Origin of the sequence: Nocardioides sp. Arc9.136, assembly GCF_030506255.1 — a bacterium.
Classification (GTDB): domain Bacteria; phylum Actinomycetota; class Actinomycetes; order Propionibacteriales; family Nocardioidaceae; genus Nocardioides.
Genome location: NZ_CP113431.1, coordinates 1,808,919 through 1,833,994, shown reverse-complemented (window position 1 = coordinate 1,833,994; position 25,076 = coordinate 1,808,919). Strand labels below are relative to the sequence as shown.

Genomic DNA, 25,076 nt, shown 5'->3' with positions numbered 1-25,076 from the left:
CATACTGCCGCTGCGCCGGGGGCCGGTGAAAGGAAGGTTCCCCTTATCCGGGTGGCTGACCCGCACGTCGGATCCGGTCGTGATCTCTTGACGTCAAGATACACGATGTCGAGGGGTCATTCACGTACGAGCAGCGCGACGCACTCCACGTGGTGGGTCATCGGGAACAGGTCGAACGCGCGGAGGGTCTCCAGGCGGTAGCCGTGCTCGGCGAAGACGGCGGTGTCGCGGGCCAGCGCGGCCGGGTCGCAGGCGACGTACGCCACGGCGCGCGGGGTGCGGGCGACCACCTGCTCGACGACGGGCCGCCGCGCACCCTCGCGGGGCGGGTCGAGGACCACCAGGTCCCAGTGGCCGTCGTACGCCGCCGCGAGCACCTCGTCGACGCCTCCGGCGGTGACGTCGGCACCCGGGCAGTTGGTCGCGGCGTGGCCCGCCGCGGTGGGGTCACCCTCGATCGCGGCCACCCGACCACCGTCCCCGACGGCCTCGCCGAGGAAGCGGGCGAAGAGGCCCACACCGGCGTACAGGTCGAGCACCGACTCCCCCGCCCGCGGCTGCAGCAGCCCCAGGACGGTGTCCACGAGCACCCGCGGCGCACCGGGGTGGACCTGCCAGAAGCCGTCGGCGGCGACCTGGAACGCCTGGGTCGAGCCGGCGGCGGCGACCTGCTCGGTCACCGTGCCCGGCCGCGGCTCACGGGCGTCGGGGTGGGCGATGCGGCAGTCATCGACGACGACGACCTCGCGCGAGCGGTGCTTGCGCAGGCCACGGGCGCCGTCGGGCAGCCGGACGTACTGCTGCCTGGTGCGCCAGCGCAGGCCGGCGAGCTGCTCGGGCAGGTCGCCCTCGACCGCCTCGACGGTGACCGCGAGGTCGAGCCCGGCGAGCCGGCGCAGCTGCTCGGCGACCACCTCGGCCTTCAGGTCGTGCTGGCGCCCGAGGTCGACGTGCTGGAAGTCGCAGCCGCCGCAGCGACCGGGGCGCGCGTAGGGACAGGGAGGGACGACCCGGTCCGGCGAGGCCTCGAGGACCTCGACGACGTCGCCGCGCCAGAAGCGGTCGCCCTCGGTGCCCTCGGTCAGCTCGAGCACGACCCGCTCCCCGGGGATCGCGTGCCGCGTGAAGACCACGCGGGTCTCGACGGGCTCGACCGACGGGTCGGTCGTCACCCGGACGATGCAGTGACCGCCGTGGGCGACCGGCCCGACGACCGCCTCGAAGCGGCGACCCACCACGGACGCGCCGCGGGCCTGCTTCCGCCGGGGCGCGGGCCGGCCCTGCCGCCGCTGCGGCGGCCGGGGGCTCATCGCTGCACCTGGTGGTCGTCGGAGCGGCGGGAGACCCGGCCGCGCCGGAGGTCACCGGGGCGGACCCGCTCGGCCTCGCGACGGTTGCGCTCGCGCGCGATCTCGGAGGAGCGCAGCTGGAAGGGCACGGAGATGACCATGACACCCGGGGTGAAGAGCAGGCGCCCCTTGAGCCGCAGCGCGGTCTGGTTGTGGAGCAGCTGCTCCCACCAGCGGCCGACGACGTACTCGGGGATGTAGACCGCGACGACGCCGCGCGGGTTGGCCTTGCGGATCTCGCCGGCGTACTCGACGACCGGGCGCACCAGCTCGCGGTACGGCGAGTGCAGCACCTTGAGCGGCACCTCGATGCCGCGGTCGTCCCAGTCGGTGAGCAGCCGGGAGGTGGCCTCGGCGTCCACGTCGACGTAGACGCCCTCGAGGACGTTGGGCCGGGTCGCCTTGGCGAAGGCGAGCGCGCGCAGCGTCGGCTTGTGCAGCTTGGAGACCAGCACGATCGCGTGGACGCGGGTCGGCAGCGCCTTGTCCTCGTCGTCGGCGGCGAGCTCCTCGGCCACCTGGTCGTAGTGGCCGCGGATGGCTCGCATGAGGAGGAAGAAGGCGCCCATCGCCAGGATCGTGATCCAGGCGCCCGCGAGGAACTTGGTCGCCAGGATGATGACCAGGACGACGGCGGTGAAGGACAGCCCGACGGTGTTGATGGCCCGCGAGCGGACCATCCGCCGACGCTCGGCGGGGTCGTGCTCGGTGCGCAGGTGGCGCGTCCAGTGCCGGATCATGCCGAGCTGGCTGAGGTTGAAGGACACGAAGACGCCGACGATGTAGAGCTGGATGAGCCGCGTGGTCTCGGCGTCGAAGGCGTAGATCAGGGCGATCGCCATGACGGCGAGGAACACGATGCCGTTGCTGTAGGCCAGCCGGTCGCCGCGCGAGCCGAACGCGCGGGGCGCGAAGCCGTCCTTGGCCAGGATCGAGCCGAGCACCGGGAAGCCGTTGAAGGCGGTGTTGGCGGCGAGCACCAGGATGATGCCGGTGACGGTGACGACGAGGTAGAACGCCGGCGAGAACTCCTGGAAGACCGCCCGGGCGATCTGCGCGATCACCGCGTGCTGCTCGTAGTCGGCGCCGACGGGCTGACCGTCCTGCATCAGCCGGTCGAGGTCGTGGGGGTCGACGTAGCGGATGCCCATCTGCCGGGCGAGCACGATGACGCTGACCATCATCGAGATCGCGATCAGGCCGAGCAGCAGCAGCGTCGTGGCGGCGTTCTTGCTCTTGGGCCGGCGGAAGGCGGGCACGCCGTTCGAGATCGCCTCGACGCCGGTCAGCGCCGCGCACCCCGACGAGAAGGCGCGCGCGAGCAGGATCAGCAGGCCGATCGTGGTGAGCGGCTCGTCGAGCCCCGGCTCGGGCTCGATGGTCAGGCCCGCCGACTCCACGTCGGGCAGGTCGCCCATCGCGAGGCGGACGAGCCCGAAGGCGCACATGCCGAGGATGGCCACCATGAAGAGGTAGGTGGGGACCGCGAAGAACGTGCCGGACTCCCGGATGCCGCGCAGGTTCATCGCCATCAGCGCGAGCACCGCGATGGCCGCCACCGTCGGCTCGTGGCCGATGAGCGGCGGGATCGCCGCGGCGGCGTACTGCGCGCCCGAGGAGATCGAGACCGCCACCGTGAGCACGTAGTCCACCAGCAGCGCGCTGCCGACGGTCATGCCCGCGGTGCGGCCGAGGTTGACCGTCGCCACCTCGTAGTCGCCACCGCCCGAGGGGTAGGCGTGGACGGTCTGCCGGTACGACGCCACGACGACCGCCATCACCAGCGCGACGGCGAGCGCGATCTTCCACGACCACACGTACGCCGACGCCCCCGCGAGGGAGAGCATGATGAAGACCTCGTCCGGGGCGTACGCGACCGACGACAGCGCGTCGCTGGCGAAGACCGGCAGCGCGATCCGCTTGGGCAGGAGCGTCTCGCCCAGCTGCGAGCTCCTCAGCTTGCGCCCCAGCAGGATCCGCTTGGAGACGTCCCCGACACTCACGGGCGGCAACGGTACCTCTCAACGGGCTTCCCCGATGCTTCGCGGCGGAGCGCGGGTACGGTTCCCCCGTGCACGTCGTGATCATGGGCTGCGGCCGAGTCGGCTCCACCCTCGCCCGCAGCCTCGAGGACCGCAACCACACGGTCTCCGTCATCGACAGCGAGCCCGACGCGTTCCGCCGTCTGGGGCCCGGCTTCAACGGTGACAAGGTCGCCGGCGTGGGCTTCGACCAGGAGGTCCTGGAGAAGGCCGGCATCCGCCGCGCCGACGCCTTCGCCGCGGTCTCCTCGGGCGACAACTCCAACATCATCGCCGCGCGTGTCGCGCGGGAGACGTTCGGCATCCAGCAGGTCGTGGCCCGCATCTACGACCCGGGCCGGGCGGAGGTCTACCAGCGGCTCGGCATCACCACGGTCGCGACGGTGAAGTGGACCGCCGACCAGGTGCTCCGCCGCCTGCTGCCGGCCGGCGCGGAGCCGGACTTCCGCGACCCCTCGGGGACGATCCGCGTGGACCACGTGCCGGTGCCGGAGGTGTGGGTCGGCCACCGCACGGTCCACTTCCAGGAGCAGACCGGCAGCCGCATCGCGTGGATCGACCGGCTCGGCGAGGGCATGCTGCCCAAGCGCGAGACCGTGATCCAGGAGGGCGACCTGATCCACCTCGTCGTCCGCGAGGAGAACGCCGAGACCGCCATGAGGGTCATCAAGCGCGGACCGCAGGAGGACTGAGCAGTGCGCGTCGCCATCGCCGGAGCCGGAGCCGTCGGCCGCTCCATCGCCCGAGAGCTGATCCACAACGGCCACGAGGTCCTGCTGATCGACAAGAACCCGGACTCGATCCGGCCCGAGCGCGTCCCCGACGCCGAGTGGCTGCTCGCCGACTCCTGCGAGCTCTCCTCGCTGGAGGAGGCGCGGATGGACCGCTGCGACGTCGTCATCGCCGCAACAGGGGACGACAAGGTCAACCTCGTGACCTCCCTGCTGGCCAAGACCGAGTTCGGCGTGCCGCGGACCGTCGGCCGCGTCAACCACCCGAACAACGAGTGGCTCTTCACCGAGGCGTGGGGGGTCGACGTGAACGTGTCGACCCCGCGGATCATGTCCGCGCTCGTCGAGGAGGCGGTCACGGTCGGCGACCTGGTGCGGCTGTTCACCTTCCGCCAGGGCAACGCCAACCTGGTCGAGATGACGCTCCCGTCCGACTCGCCGTACGTCGGCAAGCCGAGCGGGCTGATCCCGCTGCCGGAGAACTGCGCCCTGGTCACGATCCTGCGGGACGGCCAGGTCTACGTGCCGAACGCCGAGCAGCCGGTCGAGTCGGGCGACGAGCTCCTGTTCGTGGTGCCGGCCGAGGGCGAGGACGCCCTGGAGCGGCTGCTCGCCCCCTCCAACCACGGCGGCTGAGGGCCCGTCGTAGGTCGACCACCTCCGCGCTCGCCGCTCCCCCGGCTGGGGCGGCGCGAGCGGCCGGTCAGCAGCCGCCCCGCAGGGCGGCGGCCAGGTCGGGGCAGGTCCGGTACCGCCACCCGCGCACCCCGAAGTCGTCCTGGGTCGAGTCGACGTAGCGTTCGACGTCGCCCGCCGGCGTGACACGCAGGTAGCTGACGACGGGGTCTCCCTCGCGGGTCGTCGTCGTCACGACGGCCTCGGCGCCGGTGCCGCCCGCGAGGGCCTCGCGGAGGCAGGCGGCGTAGGGCTCGTCGGCCAGGTCGCCCTCCGGCTTCCTCTCGTCGGTGCCGCACCCCGGCAGCGGGCCCCGAGCCAGCCACCGGCGGTACGCCGGGTCGCCGGTGCCGCCGGGCTGTCTGGCGGGGCGGCCGCCGGGATGGGCACCGGAGGCCAGCCGGAGCGTCACGGTCGCGCCGCGCGGGAGCGGCGTGCCGAGCGGCGGGTCGGCGCCGAGGTAAGTGCCCTCGTGGACGTCGGTGCGGCCGTCCCTCACCGTCTCCACCCGGAGGCCTGCGTCCTCGATCGCCGAGGCGAGGGCGGGGACCGTGGCCGCCGGGGCGCCGGTCCCCGGCGTGTACGCCGACCCTCGTCCCGCCAGCGGCACTGTGATGTACCCCGGCGGCAGGACCGCGAGGGAGGACCGGATGCCCGCGACCGTCGCCTGCGCCTCCGCTCCCCAGGCGGTGGCGACGAACAGGGCCCCCGCCTCCGGCACCGCGACGGCCGACGAGCACGACTCCGCCCGGCCGTGCTCCGGTCCGGGCAGCAGCGGGACGTGCGGGAGGCAGCCGGGGCCGCTGTCCAGCACCCCGTCACCGTCGACCTCCCCCGCGGGCCGGAGCCGGGCCAGCAGCGCCTCCCCCAGCCCGCTCGTGGGGTCGACGACGGCGAGGGACGGCACGCGCCGCTCGCGGTCGGTCGGCTCGTCGGCGCAGTCGGTCATGGCTCCCGTCTCCAGGTAGACCGTCGGCGCGACCGGCTTCAGGCAGCGGGTCAGGCCTGTCCCCCAGGCCGCGGGGACGGCCACCGTCACGCCCCCGACCCCCACCCGGCGGGGGCCGGGGGCACTCCCTGGCCCGGCACGGCCGTGGGGGTCGGCGGGGTTCACGGGGTCAGCGCGCACCGTCCGGCGACCGGCCGCATCCGCCCCCTCCCCGTCGGAGCAGGACGCCAACGAAGGGGCGACGCAGACGGCGACCACCAGCGCGGCCGAGGTGGCCCGGGGTCGCCGGGGTCGCCGGGGTCGTCCGCGTCGTCCGGGCGCCCCACCAGTTTCCTGCCCGCTGCGTCGTCCCTCACCCATCGCGCCGCTCCTCGTCCGTGGTCGCTCCGGACCTCTGACGGGGACACCCACCGCGCGGGTTCCACCGAACGAGCCCGTGCAACCCGCGGCCCTGCCCGCGCGTCCTACGGACATGAGGACCCTGTTCCGCGCGCTGTGCTGCGCCTGCACCACCGGAGCGGTCCTCGCCGCACCGGCCGCCGTGGGCGCGCCGGACACCGAGCCCTGGCCGTCGTACGTCGGTGCCGGCGCGGAGCCACTGTCCGGCGCCGGTCCGTCCCTCGAGGTCCCGGTCCCCGTGCCGGTCCCCATCCCGACGGCGCGGCCGGGAGGGACCCCGCTGGTCCCCATGCCGCGCTGGCGGTCGGAGCGCCCGCCGGTCCCGATGCCGACGGTGGGTCCGCCCTCGGCAGCGGGTCGCCCGGTCTGCGTCGACCCCCCGTCCGGCGGCAGGGGCCTGCCGGGTCCATGCCGCCCGGCGCTCGACGCCGGACCCCGCTGAGCGGCGCGGGGCACGATCGGCACACCCGCTCTCCCGGAACTACAGGCCCGTAGTTCGCCGGATCCGCTTGTCGTGTAACGGGTGTGACTGGTGTGATCTACCGGCGACGGCGTCCCGGCCGTCCGACGAGGGGCGCCCCACCGCCCCAGCAGGAGGCAGTGATGACGGCTCAGGACCAGGCGCGACGGCTGCGGGACGTGTGGCGTCCCGCGCCGACCGGACCGCTGACGAGGTCCCTGACGAGGTCGCTAACGGCCGGAACGGCAGCCCTGCTCCTCGGGGTCGGGCTGGCCGCGCCGGCCACCGCCGCCGCTCCCACGACCCAGGCGACCCCGACGAGCCAGGCCACGGTCCCCGTCACGGTGCCGGCCGAGCCGGTCACGAGCGCGCCGTTCCGTGCCTTCACCTTCAACGTCTGCCACTGCCTGCGGCCGGCCGGGGCCATGGCCGACGTACGTCGCGCGCTGACCCTCGGCGACGCGGGCGGCCTCCAGGAGTTCTCCGACGCCGAGGACCGTCGCAACCTGATGAGCGTGCTGCAGGCGGCCGACTGGGGCTGGTACATGCCGACCACCGGCGGCGGGGCGATCCCGATCATCTGGGACCGGGCCCGCTTCCGGCTGCTCGACGGCCGGACGATCAAGGTTCACGGGTCGGAGCCGGGCGTCACCCCCGCGCGCTACATCAACTCGGTGCGGCTGCGCGAGATCGCCACGGGCGAGGTCTTCGGGCTGGTCAACACCCACACGATCGCCCAGGCGTCGAAGGACGCCCGGCTCTCGGACATGCGCCGCATCCCCCGCCTGCGCAAGCACCTGCAGCTGCTGCGGGCCGAGATCGAGCACGTGTTCACGACGACCGAGCACGTGTTCGCGGGCGGTGACCTGAACGTCAACTACCTCGCCGACCGTCGGCGTCGCAACGCGGGGCTGCCGACCAGCGCCCTCGGCGCGCTCGTCCGCTTCGACATGCCACTGACCGGCTCCCGCGGGCCGACGTCGCTGCTGGACTACACGATGACCGTGCGCGACGCCGGCGGCCTGGCGCCCACCAGCCGCCGCGTGGTGCGTGGCTTCGCCTCCGACCACGACCCGGTCGTCGTGACCTACCAGCCGGCGTCGCTGCTGACCGACGGGCCGGTCTTCAACGACCCGTCCGGCACGCCCGCCGAGCAGACGGCCGTGCGCGACCGCCAGCTCCGCGCGATCCGGAACGCCGAGCCTGGCGACCTCGTCCGGCTCGCCACCGCCCGGCTGACCGACCCGCTCCTCGAGGCGGCCCTCGCCGGTGCCGCGGCCGAGGGCGTCGCCGTGCGGGTCGTCGCCGGCGGCACGAGCGACAGCCTCGCGCGCCTCCAGACCGCCCTCGGCACCGGCACCGCGGACGACACCGACCCCACGTCGTACGCGCTGGTCTGCGGCACGGAGTGCCTGGGCGGCGGGCGCCACGAGCTCGAGGTGATCACGGTCGACCGGCTGGCGCGCACCACTCCCCTCACCGTCGTGGGCAGCGCCCCCGCGAGCTCCGCGAGCACCACCGGCTGGACGACGGCGTTCCTGTCGACCGACCCGGCGACCCACGCGGCGTACACCGCCGAGGTCGACCGCCTGGCGGCCGCCGCGGGCGTGGTCCTGCCTCCCACCACCCCGACCGACCCCACCACCCCGACCGACCCCACCACCCCGACCGCACCCACCACCCCGACCGCACCGGCGGCCGGGACCGGCGCCTCCCCCGCGGAGGGCGACCCCGTCGTCGACGCCCTCGCGGGCGTCGGGTGCGGCGGCACCCAGGCACCCACCGTGGTGCGCGCGGTCGTGCGGTCCTGGGCCGGAGAGCGGGGGCGGGTCATCGCCGACCGGCTCGCCGAGCTGCGCCGCGCCGGCTGCGACGTCTCGACCGTGACCGGCCCCGGTGTCCTCAGCGGCGTGCGCCAGCGCCTGACCGCTGCCGGAGTTCCCGTGGCCGTCGCCAAGGTGGCGCAGACCAGCCTGGTCGTCTCCGGACGGTACGGCGGCGCCGACGGCGCGAGCCGGGCCTGGGTCGGCGGCCCGGTGTGGACCGACAGCGCGGCGACCAGCAGCGCGCTCACGCTCGAGGTGAGCGACCCCGCGGCCGTGCAGGCCTACCTCGACGCCTTCACGGACCTGCGCGCGACCCGCTGAGCGGTCCGGCGGCCACCACCGGCCGGTTCGAGGGGTCCGCTCCTCCCCCGCTGCCGCCGACCGCGCTGGGTACCGCACGTCCGTGGACGTGAGCTGGGTGACCTTCGTCGGCGTGGTGCTGCTGGCCTACCTCGTGCCGGGGCCCGACTTCGTCGTGATCTCCGGGCGGCCACGCGGGGCCGGCGGCTCGGGGTGGCGGCGGCACTGGGGGCCCAGCTCGGGCTCTGCGTGCACGTCCTGCTGTCGGTGGTCGGCCTGTCGGTGCTCCTGTCGCGGCACCCGGACCTCCTCACGACGGTGCGGGTGCTCGGCGGCCTGTACCTGCTCTACCTCGCCGGCCGCCTGGTCGTCCCGACCTTCCGGGGAGCGGCGCCCGCGGGGAGCGCCGAGCAGCCGAGGACCGACGCACCGCACGCCGACCGGTCCAGCTTCCTCCAGGGCTTCCTGACCAACCTGCTGAACCCCAAGGCCGTGCTGTTCTTCGCCGCCGTGCTGCCGCAGTTCGTCTCCGGCCCGGCCCCGACCTGGGTGCAGGTCAGCGTGCTGGGCGCCCTGGACGTGCTCCTCGGCCTGGTGGCCTGGGCCGCCGTGGTGCTCGTCGGCGCGAGGCTCGGCGGGCTGCTCCGCCGCGACCGCGTCCGGCGGTGGTGGGACCGCACCACCGGCGCCGGGCTCGGCCTGCTCGGCGGCGGCCTCCTCGCGACAACAGACTGATCCAGGACCGACCCAGGACGACCCCGCGACGTACGCCGTCAGGCCGTCGGGCGCACCGGCGTGCGGTCGCGGCCCAGCACCCACGCCATCGCCGCGAGCGCGGCGAGCTGGAGCGGCCAGCCGAGGGCGATCTTCAGCACGCCCAGCGCGGCGACCACGGTGTCGACGTCCATCGCGTCCCCGTGGCCGGCCAGCCACAGCGGGGCCTGGACGACGACGCGCAGGAAGCAGGGCAGGACCAGGAGCCAGGTCAGCGTGCTGCAGAGGCGGACCACCTGCCGGTCCTCGTGCCAGGCGGTCGGGTCGCCGGTGACGCTGCCGACCATGAAGCCGACCAGTGGCCACCCCACCAGGCAGGTCAGGGCCAGCACGACGGTGTAGCCGCCGTTGTAGAGGATGCCGGGCAGGAAGTACGCGAGCGCCTGGTCGTCCTCGCTGCCGCCGCGGCTCGCGGCGATCCGGACGAAGAGCCAGCCGATGCCGATGCCGAACAGCGCGTTGGCCGCGAACTGCACCGTCGAGCGCTGCACCAGCCGCACCACCAGGGCCGCGACCGCCGCGGCCACGCTCACCGCGAGGGCGAGCACGAGCTCGCGGGTGGTCAGCCACAGCAGGGTGAACAGGATGGTCGGGACCGCTGCCTCGACCATGCCGCGGCGGCCGCCGAGCGCCTTGGCGAGCTGGGCGCGGACGACCGACTCGACGGTCTCGACCGTGGGCTGCGGCTCGGGTGCCCGCTCGGGCTGGTCCGTCGGGTGGCCCGTCGTCACGGCAGCAGCTCGTAGCGCGGGTTGTACATCATCCGCACCCCGTCGTGGGTGCCGATCCTGCCCTGCACGTCGATCGAGCGGCCCGGCGTGATGCCGGCGATCTGCCGACGGCCCAGCCACACGACGGTGATGACGCCGGAGCCGTCGAACAGGTCCGCCTCGAGGGCGGGGACCCCGCCCCGGGGACGCAGCGTGACCGTGCGCAGCGTGCCGCGCAGGTGCACCCGCTCGCGCTCGGGCGCGGCGGCGATCGTCGCGCAGTCCGGCGCGGCGTAGGTCTTGCGGAGGTCGCGCGCGTGCTGGTCGCTGGTGTCGGCCCAGCGCGACAGGCTGCGGCGCAGCCTGCTCATCCGAGCCGCCTCGCGCCCTCGGGCATGGTCACGGGGAGCGGCTCGCCGGGCGGGACCGCACCCTCGCCGCGGCGCACGGCGATCGTGGTGATGACGTCCTCCCACTCCTCGTACACCTCGGGGTCCACGGCGGGCCGGCCGATCAGCGTGGCGCGCAGCAGCCAGCGGGGGCCGTTGACGCCGATGATCCGCGAGGGCTGCACCACGCGCTGGCCGTCGGGGCGCGTCACGGGCAGCTGGCAGGCCAGCTCGGTGCCGAACCGGCCCTCGACCTCGGTCGCCGTGCCGCCGCGCTGGCCCATCTCGGCCACGATCCGCGGGCGCAGCTCGCTCCAGAGGTCCCCGTTGCGCTGGGCGGCGAAGGCGCGCAGCTCCAACGCACCGTCCTCGCCGGTCAGGAGCACCGCCTGCACCTCGCCGGTGCTCTCGTCGACCTGCAGCCGCAGCTCACGGCCCGACGAGGCGCCGATCAGGAGCGACCCGAGGTCGACCCGCTCGCCGTCCCCGGGCGGGAGCTCGGAGACGTCGTACGGCCCGGCGGGCGCGAGGGGCTCCCCGCCCCCCGCGGCGCTGTCGGCCGGACCGCCCTCGGGCGTGGACTCGGCGGACTTGCGGCGGAACTTCACGAGCTTCTCCCTCGACTGGCCATCACACGACGCGGCGCAGGCCGGTCACGGACGACCGAACCCTCCAGTAGAACCGTAACCTCCGGTCCCGCGCTCGGAGTTAGGCAGGACGTCGACCTCCACGAAGGCCGCGCTCTCGAAGCGCTGCACCACCAGCTGGGCGACGCGGTCGCCGCGGCGCAGCTCGACCGGCTCGGTGGGGTCGAGGTTGACCAGGAGCACCTTCACCTCGCCGCGGTAGCCCGCGTCGATGGTGCCGGGGGCGTTGACGATGGAGACGCCGTGCCTGGCGGCGAGCCCGGACCGCGGGTGCACCAGGCCGACGTACCCCTCGGGCAGGGCGAGCGCGATGCCCGTCGGGACCAGCGCCCGCTCCCCCGGCGCGAGGACCACGTCGACGGTGGTGAGCAGGTCGGCGCCGGCGTCGCCGGGGTGGGCGTACGCCGGCAGCGGCAGGCCGGGGTCGAGCCGGACGACCTGGATCTCCAGGCGGGGTTGCGAGGCGGTCACGCCCGGACCCTAGAACAGGCGCGCCACGCCGGGGATGGGAGGCTGTACCCCGTGCCAGCGCCCGTCCCCGCCACTCCCGCCGACCACCACGAGCGGCTCGGCGTGCCCCTGCGCTGGTGGGTCCAGTCGACGATGTTCGTGGCGACCCTCTGGCTCGCCCTCGTGGTCGCGGTCCCCGGCGTCGTCGCCTGGAGCATCACCGCCGTGGTCCTCCTGCTGATGGCCGCGCTGCTCGTCGGGTACGGCGCGCCGCGGGTCGTCGTGGCCGACGGCGAGCTGCGCGCCGGCCGCGCCCGCATCGGCGCGGAGCACCTGGGCGGGGCCCGGGCGCTCGACGCGGGCGAGACCAAGCGGGTCGCCGGCCCGGAGGCGGACGCCCGCGCCTACCTGCTGCTGCGGCCCTACCTCAAGCGCGCGGTCAAGGTCGAGGTGACCGACCCGGCCGACCCGGCGCCGTACTGGCTGATCAGCTCGCGCCGCCCCGACGAGCTGGCCGCCGCGGTCGAGTCGATGCGCACGGCCCGGCACGGCGACATGTCCGCGTGAGCGGCTGGGTACTGTCGCGCCATGGCATCTGACTCCTCCAAGGTGTGGTCGGTCTTCTCCCTCGTCTCGGCCCTCGGCGCGGCCGCGCTGGCCAAGAAGGGGCTGGACCGGACCTGGCGCGTGGCGACCGGCAAGAAGCCGCCCGAGAACCCGGCCGACCCCGATGTCGAGCTGCGCGAGGCGGTCGCGTGGGCGATCGCCAGCGGCATCGCCGTCGGCCTGGCGCGGATGCTGGCCCAGCGTCGGGCTGCGTCGTACTACGCCCGCTCCACCGGCCACCTGCCGCCGGAGCTGCGCAAGGACGACCAGTAGCAGGACGCCTGCCGGGCGGCGCGGAGCACCACCGCCGTCCCCCAGGATGCAGAGAGGCCCGCGACCAGGTGGTCGCGGGCCTTCGCATCGTGCGCTGCGTCAGACGCAGTCGCGGCAGATCATCTTCTTCTCGTCGGCCAGCTGGCTGCGGTGGTGCACCAGGAAGCAGCTCATGCAGGTGAACTCGTCGTCCTGCTTGGGCTTCACCTCGACGGCGAGCTCCTCGTGCGACAGGTCGGCGCCGGGGAGCTCGAAGGACTCGGCGGCCTCCGCCTCGTCCTCGTCGACCTTGCCGGAGTTCTTGTCGTGGCGACGCGCCTTGAGCTCCTCGATCGACTCCTCGGACTGCTCTTCCTCGTTCTTGCGCGGTGCGTCGTAGTCCGTCGCCATGCGTCGCTCACTCCCCTCGGGCTCGGTGTGCCGCCGACGGCGCCAGATTGTGCACGACCGGCCGGCGGTTGCCCACACCATTCGGCGGGGCGTGTCCGGAACGTCGGCTGTCGGTGCCCTATTCCCCCGCTCTCAACCGGCGGCGGGCCCCGCGGGCGGCTCCGCGGCGTAGCCCGCGTCGACCACCGCGGCGAGCAGCTCGTCGAACCCGTGGGCGGGCGCGCAGACCATCAGGTCACGGCCGCCGACGCCGGTGAGCAGAGCCGTCCGGGCACCCGCGGCGCGGGCGACGAGGGCACCCGCGGCGTGGTCCCACAGGTGCACGCCCTCCTCGACGTACCCGTCGAGCGAGCCCTCCGCCACGTGGCACAGGTCCAGGGCGCAGGACCCGAGCCGGCGTACGTCGCGCACGCGCGGCAGGAGGCGGACGAGCGCGCGCGCCTGGAGCTCGCGCAGGCCGCTGTCGTAGGAGAAGCCGGTCCCCACGAGCCGGCGCGCCAGCGGGGTGGGCCCGGCGACGGCGATCGGTGAGCCGTCCCGGGTCGCCACGGCGGTGCCGTCGTCGGCCACGTGCGCGGCGTACTCGGTGCCGGTCGCGGCGTTGACCACGACCCCCGCGACCACCTCGGTGCCGTCGGGCCCGGCCACCTCCGCGGCGATGGACACGGCGTACTGCGGGAGGCCGTAGAGGAAGTTGACGGTCCCGTCGATCGGGTCGACGACCCAGCGCACCCCGCTGGTGCCGGCCACGTCGTCGCCCTCCTCGCCCAGGACCGCGTCGTCGGGCCGCCGCTCGAGCAGGAGGGAGCGGACCAGCGCCTCGCTGGCCCGGTCGGCCTCGGTGACCACGTCGACCTCGCTGCTCTTGGTCGCCGCGACGCCGACACCGAGGGCGGCGTGCTCGCGCACCAGCACCACCGCCGCCCGGGCGGCCTCGAGGGCGAGGTCGCGCAGCTGTGCTGCCGGGGGCCGGCTCACTGGTCGATCGGCTCGCGCTCGCCGGTCAGCGTCGGCCTGGCGCCGCGCGGGTTGGCGCAGCAGCCCACCGGGCAGCGGTCCCACATCGGTCCGGTTGTGCCCACCGCGTTGCGGACCACCTCCTCGCCCCGCTCGACCGCGGCGCGCTCGACCAGCAGGTCGCGGACGGCCCGGACGAAGCGCGGGTCGGTGCCGGCGGTCCCGGCGCGGCGGGCCGGCAGGCCGAGCTCCTCCGCCGTCGCCATGGCCTCGGTGTCGAGGTCGTAGATGACCTCCATGTGGTCGGAGACGAACCCGACCGGGACCATCACCACCCCGGGGGCCCCCTGCTCCTTGAGCGCGGCGAGGTGGTCGTTGACGTCCGGCTCGAGCCACGGGACGTGCGGGGCGCCCGAGCGCGAGCAGTAGACGAGCTCGTGGGGGTGGTCGCGGCCGGTCTCCTCGCGGACCCGGTCGGTGACGACGGAGGCGACGTCGAGGTGCTGGCGGACGTAGGCGCCGCCACCCTGCTCCGGGGGCCCGCTGAGGTCGTTCATCTGGGTGGGGATCGAGTGGGTGACGAACGCCAGGTGTGCCCCGTCGCGCACGTCCTCGGGCAGCTCGGCCAGCGCGGCGAGGGTCGCGTCGACGACCGGCTCCACGAAGCCGGGGTGGTTGAAGTAGTGGCGCAGCTTGTCCAGCTTCGGCGCCGGGGACCCCTCGGGCAGGGCGGCCACGGCGTCGTGGAGGTTCTCCCGGTACTGCCGGCAGCTGGACCAGGATGAGTAGGCGCTGGTCATGAAGCACGCCGCGCGCTGCACCCCGTCGGCCGCCATCTGCGCGAGGGTGTCGGTCAGGTAGGGGTCCCAGTTGCGGTTGCCCCAGTAGACGGGGATGTCCAGGCCGGCCTCGGCGAGGTCGGCGCGCAGGCCCCGGAGGAAGGCCCGGTTCTGGTCGTTGATCGGGGACTTGCCGCCGAACAGGTAGTAGTGCTCGCCGACCTGCTCGAGGCGCTCGCGCGGGATGCCCCGGCCGCGGGTCACGTTCTCCAGGAAGGGGACCACGTCCTCGGGGGCCTCCGGGCCACCGAAGGACACGAGGAGGAGGGCGTCGTACGGCGTCGGGTCGGAGGCGGCAGCAGGGCTGGACATGGCCTCATCGTATGGATCGCGGCCTGACGCCCGGCGATTGGTGGGGGCTCCCCGGGCCGTCCTACGTTGTGCCCGCCATGACCGCTCTCGCCCGCTACCGCCGGATCCTCTCGCGGCCCGGTGCCGCCCTCTTCTCGGCCACCGGGCTGGTCGCGCGCCTGCCGATCTCGATGGTCGGCCTGGGCATCGTGCTGCTCGTGGAGTCCTCCACCGGGTCCTACGGCGTCGCGGGTGCGGTGTCGGCGGCGTACATGGTCGCCAACGCGGTCCTCGCGATCGTCCAGGGCCGGCTGCTCGACGCCGTCGGCCAGGCGCGCGTGCTCGCGACCGCCACCCTCGTCTTCGGTGCCGCCATGGTGCTGCTGATCACGTCGGTGGAGGCCGACTGGCCGATCGGCGCGACGTACCTCGCCGCCGCCCTCGCCGGCGGGTCGCTGCCCCAGATCGGCTCGTGCGTGCGCGCGCGCTGGTCGTGGGTGCTGGATCAGCCGAGCGACAAGCAGACGGCGTACGCGCTGGAGGCGGTCGCCGACGAGGCGGTCTTCATCCTCGGGCCGATCCTGGTCACCCTGCTCGCGACCACGGTCGACCCGGTCGCGGGCCTGGCGGTGGCCATCGTCGCCGGGGTCGGCGGCAGCCTCTTCTTCGCCTCCCAGCACGCCACCGAGCCACCGGCGCGCCGCCACGACCGCAGCACGGGCGCCCGGCCGCCCCTGCCGTGGCGGACGATCGCGCCCCTGGCGGTCGTGAGCGCGGCGATGGGGGTGCTGTTCGGTGCCGCCGAGGTCACCACGGTCGCCTTCTCCGAGGCGCAGGGCAACGAGGCGTACGCCGGCGGGCTGCTCGCCCTGTGGGCGCTGGGCAGCCTGGTGGCCGGCTTCGTCACCGGCGCCGTCACCTGGCGCAGCGGGCCGGTGGTGCGGGTGCGCTGGGGCGCGTTCGCGATGGCGTGCGCGATGGCGCCGCTCTTCCTCGTCGACTCGGTGTGGGTGATGGGCGCGGTGCTGCTCGCCGGTGGCGTGGCGATCGCACCCACCCTCGTCGCGACGATGTCCCTCACCGAGCAGTCGGTCCCCTCCGCGCGACTCACCGAGGGCATGGCGATCATGCAGACCGGCCTGGTCGCCGGTGTCGCGCCCGGCGCCACCGTCAGCGGCTTCGTGGTCGACCACTCCGGTGCGTCGGCGGCATACCTCGTCTGCCTCGTCGCCGGCCTGGTCGCCGCGCTCGCCGCACAGGCGATCCCGTCGGGGGCCGCTCGCGCCGACCGGCCCCGGGAGCCGTCCGACGCGGGATAGGTTGCGCCCGTGGAGTGGAGCAACTGGTCGGGGCTGGAGAGCGCACGGCCGAGCCGGGTCGTGCGCCCGGGGAGCGTCGCCGCCGTCGTGGCGGAGGTCGAGCGGGCGCGCGCCCGCCGCAGCACGGTGAAGATGGTCGGCACCGGCCACTCCTTCACCGCGGTTGCGGCGCCCGAGGAGACGATGCTGGTGCCCTCGGGCATGACCGGGATCGTGTCGGTCGACCGCGAGGCGATGACCGTCACCGCCCTGGCCGGCACCCGGCTGCAGGACCTCAACGAGGGCCTCGAGCTGCTCGGCCTCAGCCTGCACAACATGGGCGACATCGCCGAGCAGACCATCGCCGGCGCCGTCTCGACCGGCACCCACGGCACCGGCGGCATCGCGGGCGGGCTGGCCGCCCAGCTGGCGGGCCTCGAGCTGGTCACCGGCACCGGGGAGCTGCTGCGCGCGAGCGCCGAGGAGAACCCCGACGTGCTCGAGACCGCCCGGGTCGGGCTGGGGGCGCTCGGGATCCTCACCACGCTGACGTTCCGGGTCGAGCCGCTCTTCCTCCTCGAGGCGCGCGAGGAGCCGATGGCGTGGGACGCCGCGCTCGCGGCGTACGACGAGATGACGGCGTCCAGCCACCACGTCGACCTCTACTGGTTCCCGCACACCGACCGGACGCTGGTCAAGCGCAACGACCGGCTCGCCGCGCCGCCCGACGAGGCCGAGCCGCTGCCCCGCTGGCGCGCCTGGCTCGACGACGACTTCCTCTCCAACCAGCTCTTCGGCGTGCTCGCCGCGGGCGCCAACCGCGTCCCCGGGGTGATCCCCCGCATGAACCAGCTCAGCGCCCGCGCCCTCGGCGCCCGGACCTACAGCGACGTCGCGCACCGGGTGTTCGTCTCGCCGCGGCACGTGGTCTTCAAGGAGATGGAGTACGCCGTGCCGCGCGCGGACGGCCTCGAGGTGTTGCGCGAGTGCCGGCGGGTCGTCGAGGCCGCGGACGTGACGGTCAGCTTCCCCGTCGAGGTGCGCTCCACCCCCGCCGACGACGTCCCCCTCTCCACCGCGTCCGGGCGGGACTCGTTGTACCTGGCCTTCCACACCCACCGCGGCGCCGACCACCGTCGCTACTTCGGCCTCGTGGAGCCGGTCCTGCGCGCCGCCGGGGGCCGCCCGCACTGGGGAAAGGTGCACTCGATGACCGCCGACGACCTCGCCGGGGTCTACCCGCGCTTCGGCGACTTCCTCGCCCTGCGCGAGCGCCTCGACCCCGAGCGGGTCTTCGCCAACGCCTACCTGCGGCGGGTGCTGGGCGCCTGACGTCGGGCCGGCCGCGCCGTCGGCGGTCGGCCGAGCACCCGGCTCAGCGCCCGTGCGGGTCGAGCCGGTTGAGCGTGGCCACGACCTGGTCGTAGTCGCCCCGCGCCTCGCCGTACCGCAGGAACTTGACGTTCTCCACCTGGATCTCGGTCGCGTCGGGATCGGCCTCGATCAGCCCCACGACCTCGGCGACGAAGTCGTCGAGCGGCATGGCCAGCTCGCTGGTCTCCTGCCCGGGGAGCAGTCCCGTCCGCACCGACGGCGGCTCCAGCTCCACGACCCGCACGCCGGTGTCCGCGAGCTGGAGCCGGAGGGACTCGCTGAGCATGTGGATCGCGGCCTTGGTGGCGTTGTAGCTCGGCGTGGCCCGCAGCGGCGCGAACGCCAGGCCAGAGGACACCGTCATGATCGTCGCCTCGGGGCGGGTGCGCAGGTGCTCGATGAACGCGGCGACCAGCCGGATGGGGCCGAGCAGGTTGGTGGTGACGGTCTCCTCCGCGCTGGTCAGGAAGCCGGCGGGCGTCGTCCAGTCCTCGACGCGCATGATGCCGGCCATCGTCACCAGGACGTCGAGGTCGGGGTGGGCGGCGAGGACCTCGGTGGCGGCCTCGTCGATGCTGACCGGGTCGGTGGTGTCGATCCGCACGGTGTGCAGCCCGGGGTGCTCGGCGGCGATCCGCTCGAGCAGCTCGGTGCGGCGACCGCCGACCACGACCGTGTTGCCGAGCTCGTGGAGCCGCAGCGCGAGGGCGAGGCCGATGCCGCTGGTGGCGCCGGGGACGAAGATCGTGTTGCCGTGGATTCGCATGCTCCCAGGCTGGCCGCCCCGCACCGGGCCGGGCAGAGAGCGCTCGTCCAGGGATCCGCGGTCCCTGGCTCGCGGTGGCAGTGGCGCGGATACTCGGGCACGTGGACCGCGACGCCCTGGCCGACTTCCTGACCCGCCACCGGCACGGGCTGCAGCCCGCCGACGTCGGCCCCCCGGCCGGGCCGCGGCGGCGCACACCGGGTCTGCGTCGCGACGAGGTGGCCCTCCTCGCGACGATGTCGACCGACTACTACACGCGCCTGGAGCAGCGGCGCGGTCCGCAGCCGAGCACCCAGATGCTCGCCGCGGTGGCCCGCGCGCTGCGGCTGTCGGCCGAGGAGCGGGACTACCTCTACCGGATCGCCGGGCACAGCGCGCCGGACCAGGTGACCGGGACGGAGTACGTCGCACCGGCGCTGCTCCGCGTGCTCTACCGGCTCACCGACACCCCGGCGGTGATCCTCTCCGTCCTCGGCGAGGCGCTGGTCCAGAACGAGCCGGCCCGGGCGCTCTTCGGCGACGCGCGGGTGCACACCGGTCTCGCGCGCAGCGAGATCCACCGCTGGTTCACCGACCCCGCGGCTTCGCGCCGGATCTACCCCGCCGAGGACCACGCCCGCCAGTCCCGCGCCCAGGTCGCGTCGCTGCGCGCGGCGTACGGGCTCCTCGGGCCGGGCTCGCGCGCCGGTGAGATCGTCCGGGACCTGCAGCGGCGCAGCCCGAAGTTCGCCGGGCTGTGGGAGGAGCACGAAGTGGGGCGCCGGTTCTCCGACCACAAGGTGCTCCTCCACCCCGAGGTCGGCGCCCTGGAGCTGGACTGCCAGGTGCTGTTCACCGAGGACCAGCTGCAGGTGCTCCTGGTCCTGACGGCGGCGCCGCACAGCGAGTCGGACCAGAAGCTGCGGCTGCTCGGCGTGCTCGGCACGCAGCAGTTCAGCGACGCCCGGTAGCCCCGCCGCGGCCTCGGGAATCAGCCCTCGTCGGCGGTCTCCTCGTGCGCGGCGCCGACCGGCTTGCTCTGCGCCGAGCCGCGCTGGCGCAGGTAGACCGACAGGATCACCATCGAGCCGACGGCGAGGAACTCCGACTGCCAGTTCTGCAGGGTGCGCGCCCAGAAGTCGGCGTTGAGGAGGTACTGGCCCCAGGTGATGGGGTCCTGCAGCTGCGCGAGGCGGGTCTCGTTGAACGCCGCCCAGCCGGCCACCGACTGCGCCAGCCAGGAGACCAGGAAGATCGCGCTCATCATCAGGGTCAGGGACGACGAGAACACCCCGGTGCGCCACCCACCGGCCGCGGCCCAGCGCGGCGAGTCGTCGGCCGCGTGCGGACCCACCTCCTGATCCTCGTCGGACTCCAGGCCCGGCCGGTCCAGCTTCTTGGACTCGGTGGAGCCCTTCTGGAACAGCCAGATACCGGCGACGAGGAAGACGAGGAACTGGAGGTACTCGCTCTGCCAGTTCTCGGTCACGTCGACCGCGAAGTCTGCCGAGGTGAGGTACTGGCCCAGGCTCAGCCGGCCCATCCCGTCCGCGAGCTGCTGGTCGTTGAACTGGTGCCACCCGGCGAGGGCCTGGCCCACCAGCGTGAGGAGGAAGAGCGCACCGAAGAACAGCGAGAGCGACTGCTCGCGCACCCAGCGCGCCGGCGAGCCCGCGCTCACGTGTGCCTCAGCGCGATCAGCAGGAAGTACGCCAGCCCGGCCCAGATGACGGCCAGGTAGGTCCAGAACATCGTGCGCACGGCTCCCCCTAGCCCGCTGAGACCCGGCAGTCGTAGGGGTGCCCGGGCACCTCGCTGCACGCTGCGGCGACGATGCGCCAGCCGGCCCGCTCGAGCTCGGTGAGGAACACCGTGTCGCCGTCGTACCGCAGCTGCGCCATCGTGCCGTAGACCGACGCCTCGACCGGCCGGCCGGGCTCGGGCACCTGCTTGGCCAGCACGGCCTCCGCGCACGACTCCCCCGCAGCCGGCAGCTGCGACTCCAGGCGCGGGCTCAGCAGCCGGCACGCCGCCCGCCCGTCGCCCTCGGCCAGCGCCCGGTGGAACCGGTCCACCACCGCCGCCGCGTCGTCCTCGTCCGCCGCGGCGCCGCACCCGGTGAGCGCCGCCGCCGTCGCCGCCACCACCGCGCTCATCAGCCCCGCCACGGGCCCGGTCGCCCGTCCGTGCCGCCGTCGCACCCCCGCACCTCCTGTCGCTCGGGCGCACGAGGTACCCCGGGCCCACCTCGGCGAACCGTCCGTCGCTGCCGCGACTACGCTCGCGCCGTGACCGCCACGCTCGTCGCAAGGGACCTGTCCGGCGGACACGGCCACCGGGTGCTCTTCGAGGGCCTCGACCTCACCGTCGCCCCCGGCGACGTCGTCGGGGTGGTCGGCGCCAACGGCGCGGGCAAGTCGACCCTGCTCGGGCTGCTCGCGGGTGCGGTGCCGCCCATGGCCGGGACCGTCGAGCTCGCCCCCACCGACGCGTTCGTCGGCTACCTCCCGCAGGAGCACGAGCGGGTGCCCGGCGAGACCGTCGCGCAGTACCTCGCGCGACGCACGGGTGCCGCCGAGGCCACGGAGACGATGGAGGCGACCGCGTCGGCGCTCGGTTCGGGCGAGGCAGGTGCCGACGACGCGTACGCCGCGGCGTTCGACCGGTGGCTGGCCAGCGGCGCTGCGGACCTCGAGGACCGGGTCGGGCCCGTGCTCGCCGACCTGGGGCTCGCGCTCGGTCCCGACACCCTGATGACCTCGCTCTCCGGCGGCCAGGTGGCGCGCGTCGCGCTGGCGGCGCTGCTGCTGAGCCGGTTCGACGTCGTGCTCCTCGACGAGCCGACCAACGACCTGGACCTCGACGGCCTCGCGCGGCTGGAGGCCTTCGTCCAGGGGCTGCGGGGCGGGGTGGTGCTGGTCTCCCACGACCGGGAGTTCCTGGCGCGGTGCGTCACGCGGATCGTCGAGCTCGACCTCGCCCAGGGGCAGGTGACGGTCTACGACGGCGGGTACGACGCGTTCCTCGAGGAGCGTGCGGTCGCCCGCCGGCACGCCCGGGAGGCCTACGAGGAGTACGCCGACACCCGCGCCGACCTGGTCAAGCGGGCCCGGGTCCAGCGCGAGTGGAGCTCCCAAGGCGTCCGCAACGCGATGCGCAAGAGCCCGGACAACGACAAGATCCGCCGCCGCGCCGCGACCGAGTCCTCGGAGAAGCAGGCGCAGAAGGTGCGGCAGATGGAGTCCCGGATCGCCCGGCTCGAGGAGGTCGAGGAGCCGCGCAAGGAGTGGGTGCTGCAGTTCGACATCGCGGCGGCACCGCGGTCCAGCTCGGTGGTCGCGACGCTGAACGAGGCGACGCTCCGGCTGGGCGACTTCACGTTCGGACCGGCCTCGCTGCAGGTCAGCGCCGGCGACCGGATCGGCATCACGGGTCCCAACGGCGCCGGCAAGACCACCCTGCTGCGGCTGCTCCTCGGCCGGACCGCGCCCGGGACCGGGTCCGCGTCGCTCGGCGCCTCCGTCGCGATCGGCGTCATCGACCAGGCCCGCACCGGCCTCGACGACGACCTGCCCCTCGGGGCCGCCTTCGAGGCGGTGGTGCCCGAGCTGACCCAGGCCGAGGTCCGCACGCTGCTGGCGAAGTTCGGGCTCAAGGCCGACCAGGTCACCAGCCCGGTCGGCCGGCTCTCCCCCGGGGAGCGGACCCGCGCGGCGATGGCGCTGCTGCAGGCCCGCGGGGTCAACCTGCTCGTGCTCGACGAGCCCACCAACCACCTCGACCTGCCGGCGATCGAGCAGCTCGAGCAGGCGCTGGCGTCGTACGACGGTGCGCTGCTGCTCGTCTCCCACGACCGCAGGCTGCTCGAGAACGTCGACCTCGACCAGCGGTGGGAGGTCGACGCCGGCCGGGTCGTCGTCCGGCACGGCTGACGCCGCCCACCGCCGGTCACCCGGGCGGCCGCGCGGTGCTCAGGTCTTGTGGTTGTAGAGCCGCAGCGCGATCGGCGCGAAGACCGCGGTGATGGCGACCGACATCAGCACCACGACCAGGATGTCGCCGGCGTCCGCGGCGTCGTTCATCAGCCCGCGGGCGGCCTCGACGAGCAGCGTGATCGGGTTGATGTCGACGAAGGACTGCAGCCAGCCCGGCATCGTCTCCGGCGGGGCGAACACCGAGGAGACGAACGTCAGCGGGAAGAGCACCATCATCGAGGTCCCCATCACCGCGTTGGGGGTGCGGACCTTCAGCCCCACGATCAGCCAGACCCAGGTCAGCGACACGCAGAACAGCACGAGCAGGACCACCGCCGCGAGCACGCCCAGGACGCCGCCCGGCGCGCGGTAGCCGATGGCCAGGCCGACCGCCAGCACGACCAGCGACGCGATTGCGTAGCGGAGCGTGTCCCCGAGCAACGCGCCCACCAGCAGCGCCGGACGCCACACCGGCAGCGAGCGGAACCGGTCGAAGACGCCCTTCTCGATGTCGGTGTTGATGGTGAGCGCGGTGTACATCGTGATGAACACGACCGTCTGGGTGAGGATCCCGGGCAGGGCGTACTGGAGGTACTCCCCCGGTGAGCCCGCCATCGCCCCGCCGAAGACGTAGGTGAACATCAGCGTGAACATGATCGGGAACATCGTCACGTCGAAGAGCTGCTCGGGGACGTGCTTGATCTTCAGCAGCGCCCGCCACCCGTAGGTCACCGACGCCGAGACCGGGCCGGCGTGGCGGGGCCGCTCGGCGCCCCCGACGACGGCGATCACCGAGGCGTCGAGGGACGGGGCGTGGTCGGTGCTGCGGCCGTGCTCGGTCCGCGCGGTCGTCGTCATGCCGGGACTCCTTCGGTGGTCGGCTGGTCGGTGGCGGTGGCGGCGGTCGGGTCCTCCGCCGGGCGGCCGGTGAGGGCGAGGAAGACCTCGTCGAGGCTGGGCTGGCCGAGGGAGTACTCCGAGATCCCGAGGCCCCGCTCGCCCGCCCGGTGCAGGGCACCGGCCACCCGGGTGGGGTCGGTGACCCGGAAGGACACCGACGCCGGGTCGGAGTCGAGGACCGGGTCGGCGCCGAGCTCCTCGGCCAGGAGCGCGGCGAGCGGCTCGCGGTCGGCGGGGTCGGCCACCCGCACCTTCACCGCGCCGGACCCGACGGAGGCCTTGAGCTCGCCGCTGGTGCCCTCGGCGATCACCCGGCCGTGGTCGATGACGGCGATCCGGTCGGCGAGCTGGTCGGCCTCCTCGAGGTACTGGGTGGTCAGCAGCACCGTCGTGCCCGCGCGCACCAGCGCCCGGACGATCTCCCACACCTGGTTGCGGCTGCGGGGGTCCAGGCCGGTCGTCGGCTCGTCGAGGAACATCAGGTCGGGCCGGACGACGATCGAGGCCGCGATGTCGAGGCGCCGACGCATGCCGCCCGAGTAGGCCTTGACCTGCTTACGCGCCGCTGCGCCCAGGTCGAAGGCCTCGAGCAGCTCGGTCGCCCGGCGACGTGCGCCGGAGCGGTCGTAGCCCTGCAGGCGCGCGACGAGCACGAGGTTCTCCTGCCCGGAGAGGTCCTCGTCGAGCGAGGCGAACTGGCCGGTCAGCGCGACGCGGGACCGGACCGTCGCCGCCTTGGTGGCCACGTCGTGGCCCAGCACGCGGGCGGTGCCGCCGTCGGGCGGCAGCAGCGTCGCGAGCATCCGGATGGTCGTGGTCTTCCCGGCGCCGTTCGGCCCGAGCACGCCGTACACGCCGCCGACCGGGACGGTGAGGTCGACGCCGTCGACGGCCCGGGTCTCACCGAAGGTCTTGACGAGGCCGCGGGTCTCGATCGCGAGGTCTGGTGTCATGTGGATCACAGTGGCACCGACCACCGACAGTGCGGCAACTCATCGGTCCGCCGGCGAGGAGCCAGGAACCTCGGACCGGCCGCCCGGACCGGCTCAGACGCTCGCGGCGCCCTGCGGGCGGGGTGCCTGCCACCCCCGCAGCAGCGCGAGCAGGCGCCACACGAGGCACACCGCCGCACCCACCACGCTGACGAGCACCCGGTTCACCTCGAGCTCGGTGCCGACCACGGCGACGAGCGCCCCGGCGAGCGCCGGCGTCGCGTACAGTTCGCCGCGGAACACCACCGGCACCCGCCCGGCCAGCAGGTCGCGCAGGACGCCGCCGCCGATCCCGGTGGTCATCCCCAGGAGCGCCGCCGGCACGGGGCCCAGCCCGTGGTCGAGCGCCTTCAGCGCCCCGGCGACGCAGAAGAGCGCCAGGCCGAAGGCGTCGAAGACGTTGACCGTCCGCTCCATCCGGCCCAGCACCGGGTGGTAGCCGAAAGTCAGCAGGCCGGCGACCGCCGGGACCACGAGGTAGCGCCAGTCGGCCAACGCCGTGGGCGGGGTGACCCCGATCAGCACGTCGCGGACGAACCCGCCACCGAGACCGGTGGTCCCGGCCAGCAGCAGCACGCCGAAGACGTCGAGGTCCTTGCGGACGGCGACCAGGCCGCCGGAGATGGCGAAGACGAAGATCCCGACCAGGTCGAGGACGACGAGTGTCGGCACGCTCGGAGGTTACCCGGCCGCGCGGGTCGGCTGGCGTAGGCTCTGGGCCCACGACCAGCAGGAA

Annotated in this window: 26 protein-coding genes; 10 read left to right on the top strand and 16 right to left on the bottom strand. The window is 74.2% G+C overall.

The features are described from left to right. Positions 1 to 116: 116 nt before the first annotated feature. Both OSR43_RS08860 and OSR43_RS08855 read right to left on the bottom strand, forming a co-directional pair. Positions 117 to 1,310, bottom strand: a complete 1,194-nt coding sequence (locus OSR43_RS08860; RefSeq protein ID WP_302270944.1) for a class I SAM-dependent RNA methyltransferase — start codon at positions 1,308 to 1,310, stop codon at positions 117 to 119. Continuing rightward, positions 1,307 to 3,352: an APC family permease gene (locus OSR43_RS08855; RefSeq protein WP_302270943.1), complete on the bottom strand. Its 2,046-nt coding sequence runs from the start codon at positions 3,350 to 3,352 to the stop codon at positions 1,307 to 1,309. The genes OSR43_RS08860 and OSR43_RS08855 overlap by 4 nt, the downstream gene beginning before the upstream one ends. Positions 3,353 to 3,420: 68 nt before the next feature. Here OSR43_RS08855 and OSR43_RS08850 point away from each other — a divergent pair, with 68 nt between their 5' ends. Further along, the gene (locus tag OSR43_RS08850) at positions 3,421 to 4,083 is read left to right on the top strand and encodes a TrkA family potassium uptake protein (RefSeq protein ID WP_302270942.1); all 663 of its coding nucleotides are present in this window, start codon (positions 3,421 to 3,423) and stop codon (positions 4,081 to 4,083) included. A gap of 3 nt (positions 4,084 to 4,086) precedes the next feature. Next, positions 4,087 to 4,758, top strand: coding sequence for a TrkA family potassium uptake protein (locus OSR43_RS08845; protein WP_302270941.1), 672 nt, complete (start codon positions 4,087 to 4,089; stop codon positions 4,756 to 4,758). Between the two features lie 67 nt (positions 4,759 to 4,825). On the opposite strand, the gene OSR43_RS08840 is transcribed toward OSR43_RS08845, so the two are convergent. Then, on the bottom strand, positions 4,826 to 5,836 hold the full coding sequence (locus tag OSR43_RS08840; RefSeq protein ID WP_302270940.1) for a PASTA domain-containing protein: 1,011 nt from the start codon (positions 5,834 to 5,836) through the stop codon (positions 4,826 to 4,828). Positions 5,837 to 6,748: 912 nt separating this feature from the next. Here OSR43_RS08840 and OSR43_RS08835 point away from each other — a divergent pair. Further along, entirely contained in the window at positions 6,749 to 8,752 is a 2,004-nt protein-coding gene (locus OSR43_RS08835; protein ID WP_302270939.1) for an endonuclease/exonuclease/phosphatase family protein, read from the top strand. A gap of 93 nt (positions 8,753 to 8,845) precedes the next feature. After that, the gene (locus OSR43_RS08830) at positions 8,846 to 9,466 is read left to right on the top strand and encodes a LysE family translocator (RefSeq protein WP_302271645.1); all 621 of its coding nucleotides are present in this window, start codon (positions 8,846 to 8,848) and stop codon (positions 9,464 to 9,466) included. Positions 9,467 to 9,504: 38 nt separating this feature from the next. Here OSR43_RS08830 and OSR43_RS08825 read toward each other — a convergent pair whose 3' ends face one another. From OSR43_RS08825 to dut, 4 genes are read right to left on the bottom strand one after another with little or no spacing between them, the layout of a single operon-like run. Further along, the gene (locus OSR43_RS08825; RefSeq protein ID WP_302270938.1) at positions 9,505 to 10,236 is read right to left on the bottom strand and encodes a DUF3159 domain-containing protein; all 732 of its coding nucleotides are present in this window, start codon (positions 10,234 to 10,236) and stop codon (positions 9,505 to 9,507) included. Beyond that, positions 10,233 to 10,586 (bottom strand): OB-fold nucleic acid binding domain-containing protein, encoded by a 354-nt coding sequence (locus OSR43_RS08820; RefSeq protein ID WP_302270937.1) that lies wholly within the window; start codon positions 10,584 to 10,586, stop codon positions 10,233 to 10,235. The genes OSR43_RS08825 and OSR43_RS08820 overlap by 4 nt, the downstream gene beginning before the upstream one ends. Further along, the gene (locus tag OSR43_RS08815) at positions 10,583 to 11,212 is read right to left on the bottom strand and encodes a DUF3710 domain-containing protein (RefSeq protein WP_302270936.1); all 630 of its coding nucleotides are present in this window, start codon (positions 11,210 to 11,212) and stop codon (positions 10,583 to 10,585) included. Before OSR43_RS08815 ends, OSR43_RS08820 begins: the two co-directional genes overlap by 4 nt. A gap of 45 nt (positions 11,213 to 11,257) precedes the next feature. Then, the gene (gene dut / locus OSR43_RS08810) at positions 11,258 to 11,722 is read right to left on the bottom strand and encodes a dUTP diphosphatase (protein ID WP_302270935.1); all 465 of its coding nucleotides are present in this window, start codon (positions 11,720 to 11,722) and stop codon (positions 11,258 to 11,260) included. Between the two features lie 51 nt (positions 11,723 to 11,773). Between dut and OSR43_RS08805 the strand changes: the two genes are divergently transcribed. Beyond that, positions 11,774 to 12,268, top strand: a complete 495-nt coding sequence (locus OSR43_RS08805) for a DUF3093 domain-containing protein (RefSeq protein WP_302270934.1) — start codon at positions 11,774 to 11,776, stop codon at positions 12,266 to 12,268. A 21-nt stretch (positions 12,269 to 12,289) separates the two neighbouring features. Next, a complete protein-coding gene (locus tag OSR43_RS08800) occupies positions 12,290 to 12,580 on the top strand; it encodes a DUF4235 domain-containing protein (RefSeq protein ID WP_302270933.1) in 291 nt (96 codons plus the stop codon). A gap of 99 nt (positions 12,581 to 12,679) precedes the next feature. On the opposite strand, the gene OSR43_RS08795 is transcribed toward OSR43_RS08800, so the two are convergent. The 3 genes from OSR43_RS08795 to OSR43_RS08785 all read right to left on the bottom strand — a co-directional run bounded on the left by OSR43_RS08795 (position 12,680) and on the right by OSR43_RS08785 (position 15,078). After that, positions 12,680 to 12,970, bottom strand: coding sequence for a DUF4193 domain-containing protein (locus OSR43_RS08795; protein WP_154611873.1), 291 nt, complete (start codon positions 12,968 to 12,970; stop codon positions 12,680 to 12,682). 132 nt (positions 12,971 to 13,102) lie between these two features. Further along, on the bottom strand, positions 13,103 to 13,948 hold the full coding sequence (locus tag OSR43_RS08790) for an inositol monophosphatase family protein (protein WP_302270930.1): 846 nt from the start codon (positions 13,946 to 13,948) through the stop codon (positions 13,103 to 13,105). Continuing rightward, a complete protein-coding gene (locus OSR43_RS08785) occupies positions 13,945 to 15,078 on the bottom strand; it encodes a ferrochelatase (protein ID WP_302270929.1) in 1,134 nt (377 codons plus the stop codon). The genes OSR43_RS08790 and OSR43_RS08785 overlap by 4 nt, the downstream gene beginning before the upstream one ends. A 77-nt stretch (positions 15,079 to 15,155) precedes the next feature. Between OSR43_RS08785 and OSR43_RS08780 the strand changes: the two genes are divergently transcribed. Further along, positions 15,156 to 16,376, top strand: coding sequence for an MFS transporter (locus tag OSR43_RS08780; protein ID WP_302270927.1), 1,221 nt, complete (start codon positions 15,156 to 15,158; stop codon positions 16,374 to 16,376). 9 nt (positions 16,377 to 16,385) lie between these two features. After that, complete coding sequence (locus OSR43_RS08775; RefSeq protein ID WP_302270924.1) at positions 16,386 to 17,687, top strand: D-arabinono-1,4-lactone oxidase; 1,302 nt, start codon at positions 16,386 to 16,388, stop codon at positions 17,685 to 17,687. A gap of 43 nt (positions 17,688 to 17,730) precedes the next feature. On the opposite strand, the gene OSR43_RS08770 is transcribed toward OSR43_RS08775, so the two are convergent. Further along, complete coding sequence (locus OSR43_RS08770; RefSeq protein ID WP_302270923.1) at positions 17,731 to 18,495, bottom strand: SDR family oxidoreductase; 765 nt, start codon at positions 18,493 to 18,495, stop codon at positions 17,731 to 17,733. A gap of 101 nt (positions 18,496 to 18,596) precedes the next feature. On the opposite strand from OSR43_RS08770, the gene OSR43_RS08765 reads away from it, so the two are divergent. Next, positions 18,597 to 19,445, top strand: a complete 849-nt coding sequence (locus tag OSR43_RS08765; protein WP_302270922.1) for a helix-turn-helix transcriptional regulator — start codon at positions 18,597 to 18,599, stop codon at positions 19,443 to 19,445. 20 nt (positions 19,446 to 19,465) lie between these two features. On the opposite strand, the gene OSR43_RS08760 is transcribed toward OSR43_RS08765, so the two are convergent. Together OSR43_RS08760 and OSR43_RS08755 are read right to left on the bottom strand one after the other, a co-directional pair. After that, positions 19,466 to 20,155, bottom strand: a complete 690-nt coding sequence (locus OSR43_RS08760; RefSeq protein ID WP_302270921.1) for a DUF6766 family protein — start codon at positions 20,153 to 20,155, stop codon at positions 19,466 to 19,468. Between the two features lie 88 nt (positions 20,156 to 20,243). Continuing rightward, positions 20,244 to 20,630 (bottom strand): hypothetical protein, encoded by a 387-nt coding sequence (locus OSR43_RS08755; RefSeq protein ID WP_302270920.1) that lies wholly within the window; start codon positions 20,628 to 20,630, stop codon positions 20,244 to 20,246. Between the two features lie 132 nt (positions 20,631 to 20,762). Between OSR43_RS08755 and OSR43_RS08750 the strand changes: the two genes are divergently transcribed. Beyond that, positions 20,763 to 22,406 carry an ABC-F family ATP-binding cassette domain-containing protein gene (locus OSR43_RS08750; protein ID WP_302270919.1) on the top strand — a complete coding sequence of 548 codons (1,644 nt, stop codon included), beginning with the start codon at positions 20,763 to 20,765 and terminating at the stop codon, positions 22,404 to 22,406. A 39-nt stretch (positions 22,407 to 22,445) separates the two neighbouring features. On the opposite strand, the gene OSR43_RS08745 is transcribed toward OSR43_RS08750, so the two are convergent. The 3 genes from OSR43_RS08745 to OSR43_RS08735 all read right to left on the bottom strand — a co-directional run bounded on the left by OSR43_RS08745 (position 22,446) and on the right by OSR43_RS08735 (position 25,012). Beyond that, positions 22,446 to 23,306, bottom strand: a complete 861-nt coding sequence (locus OSR43_RS08745) for an ABC transporter permease (RefSeq protein WP_302270917.1) — start codon at positions 23,304 to 23,306, stop codon at positions 22,446 to 22,448. Next, on the bottom strand, positions 23,303 to 24,301 hold the full coding sequence (locus OSR43_RS08740) for an ATP-binding cassette domain-containing protein (RefSeq protein WP_302270916.1): 999 nt from the start codon (positions 24,299 to 24,301) through the stop codon (positions 23,303 to 23,305). The genes OSR43_RS08745 and OSR43_RS08740 overlap by 4 nt, the downstream gene beginning before the upstream one ends. A gap of 93 nt (positions 24,302 to 24,394) precedes the next feature. After that, complete coding sequence (locus OSR43_RS08735) at positions 24,395 to 25,012, bottom strand: trimeric intracellular cation channel family protein (RefSeq protein WP_302270915.1); 618 nt, start codon at positions 25,010 to 25,012, stop codon at positions 24,395 to 24,397. Positions 25,013 to 25,076: the final 64 nt, after the last annotated feature.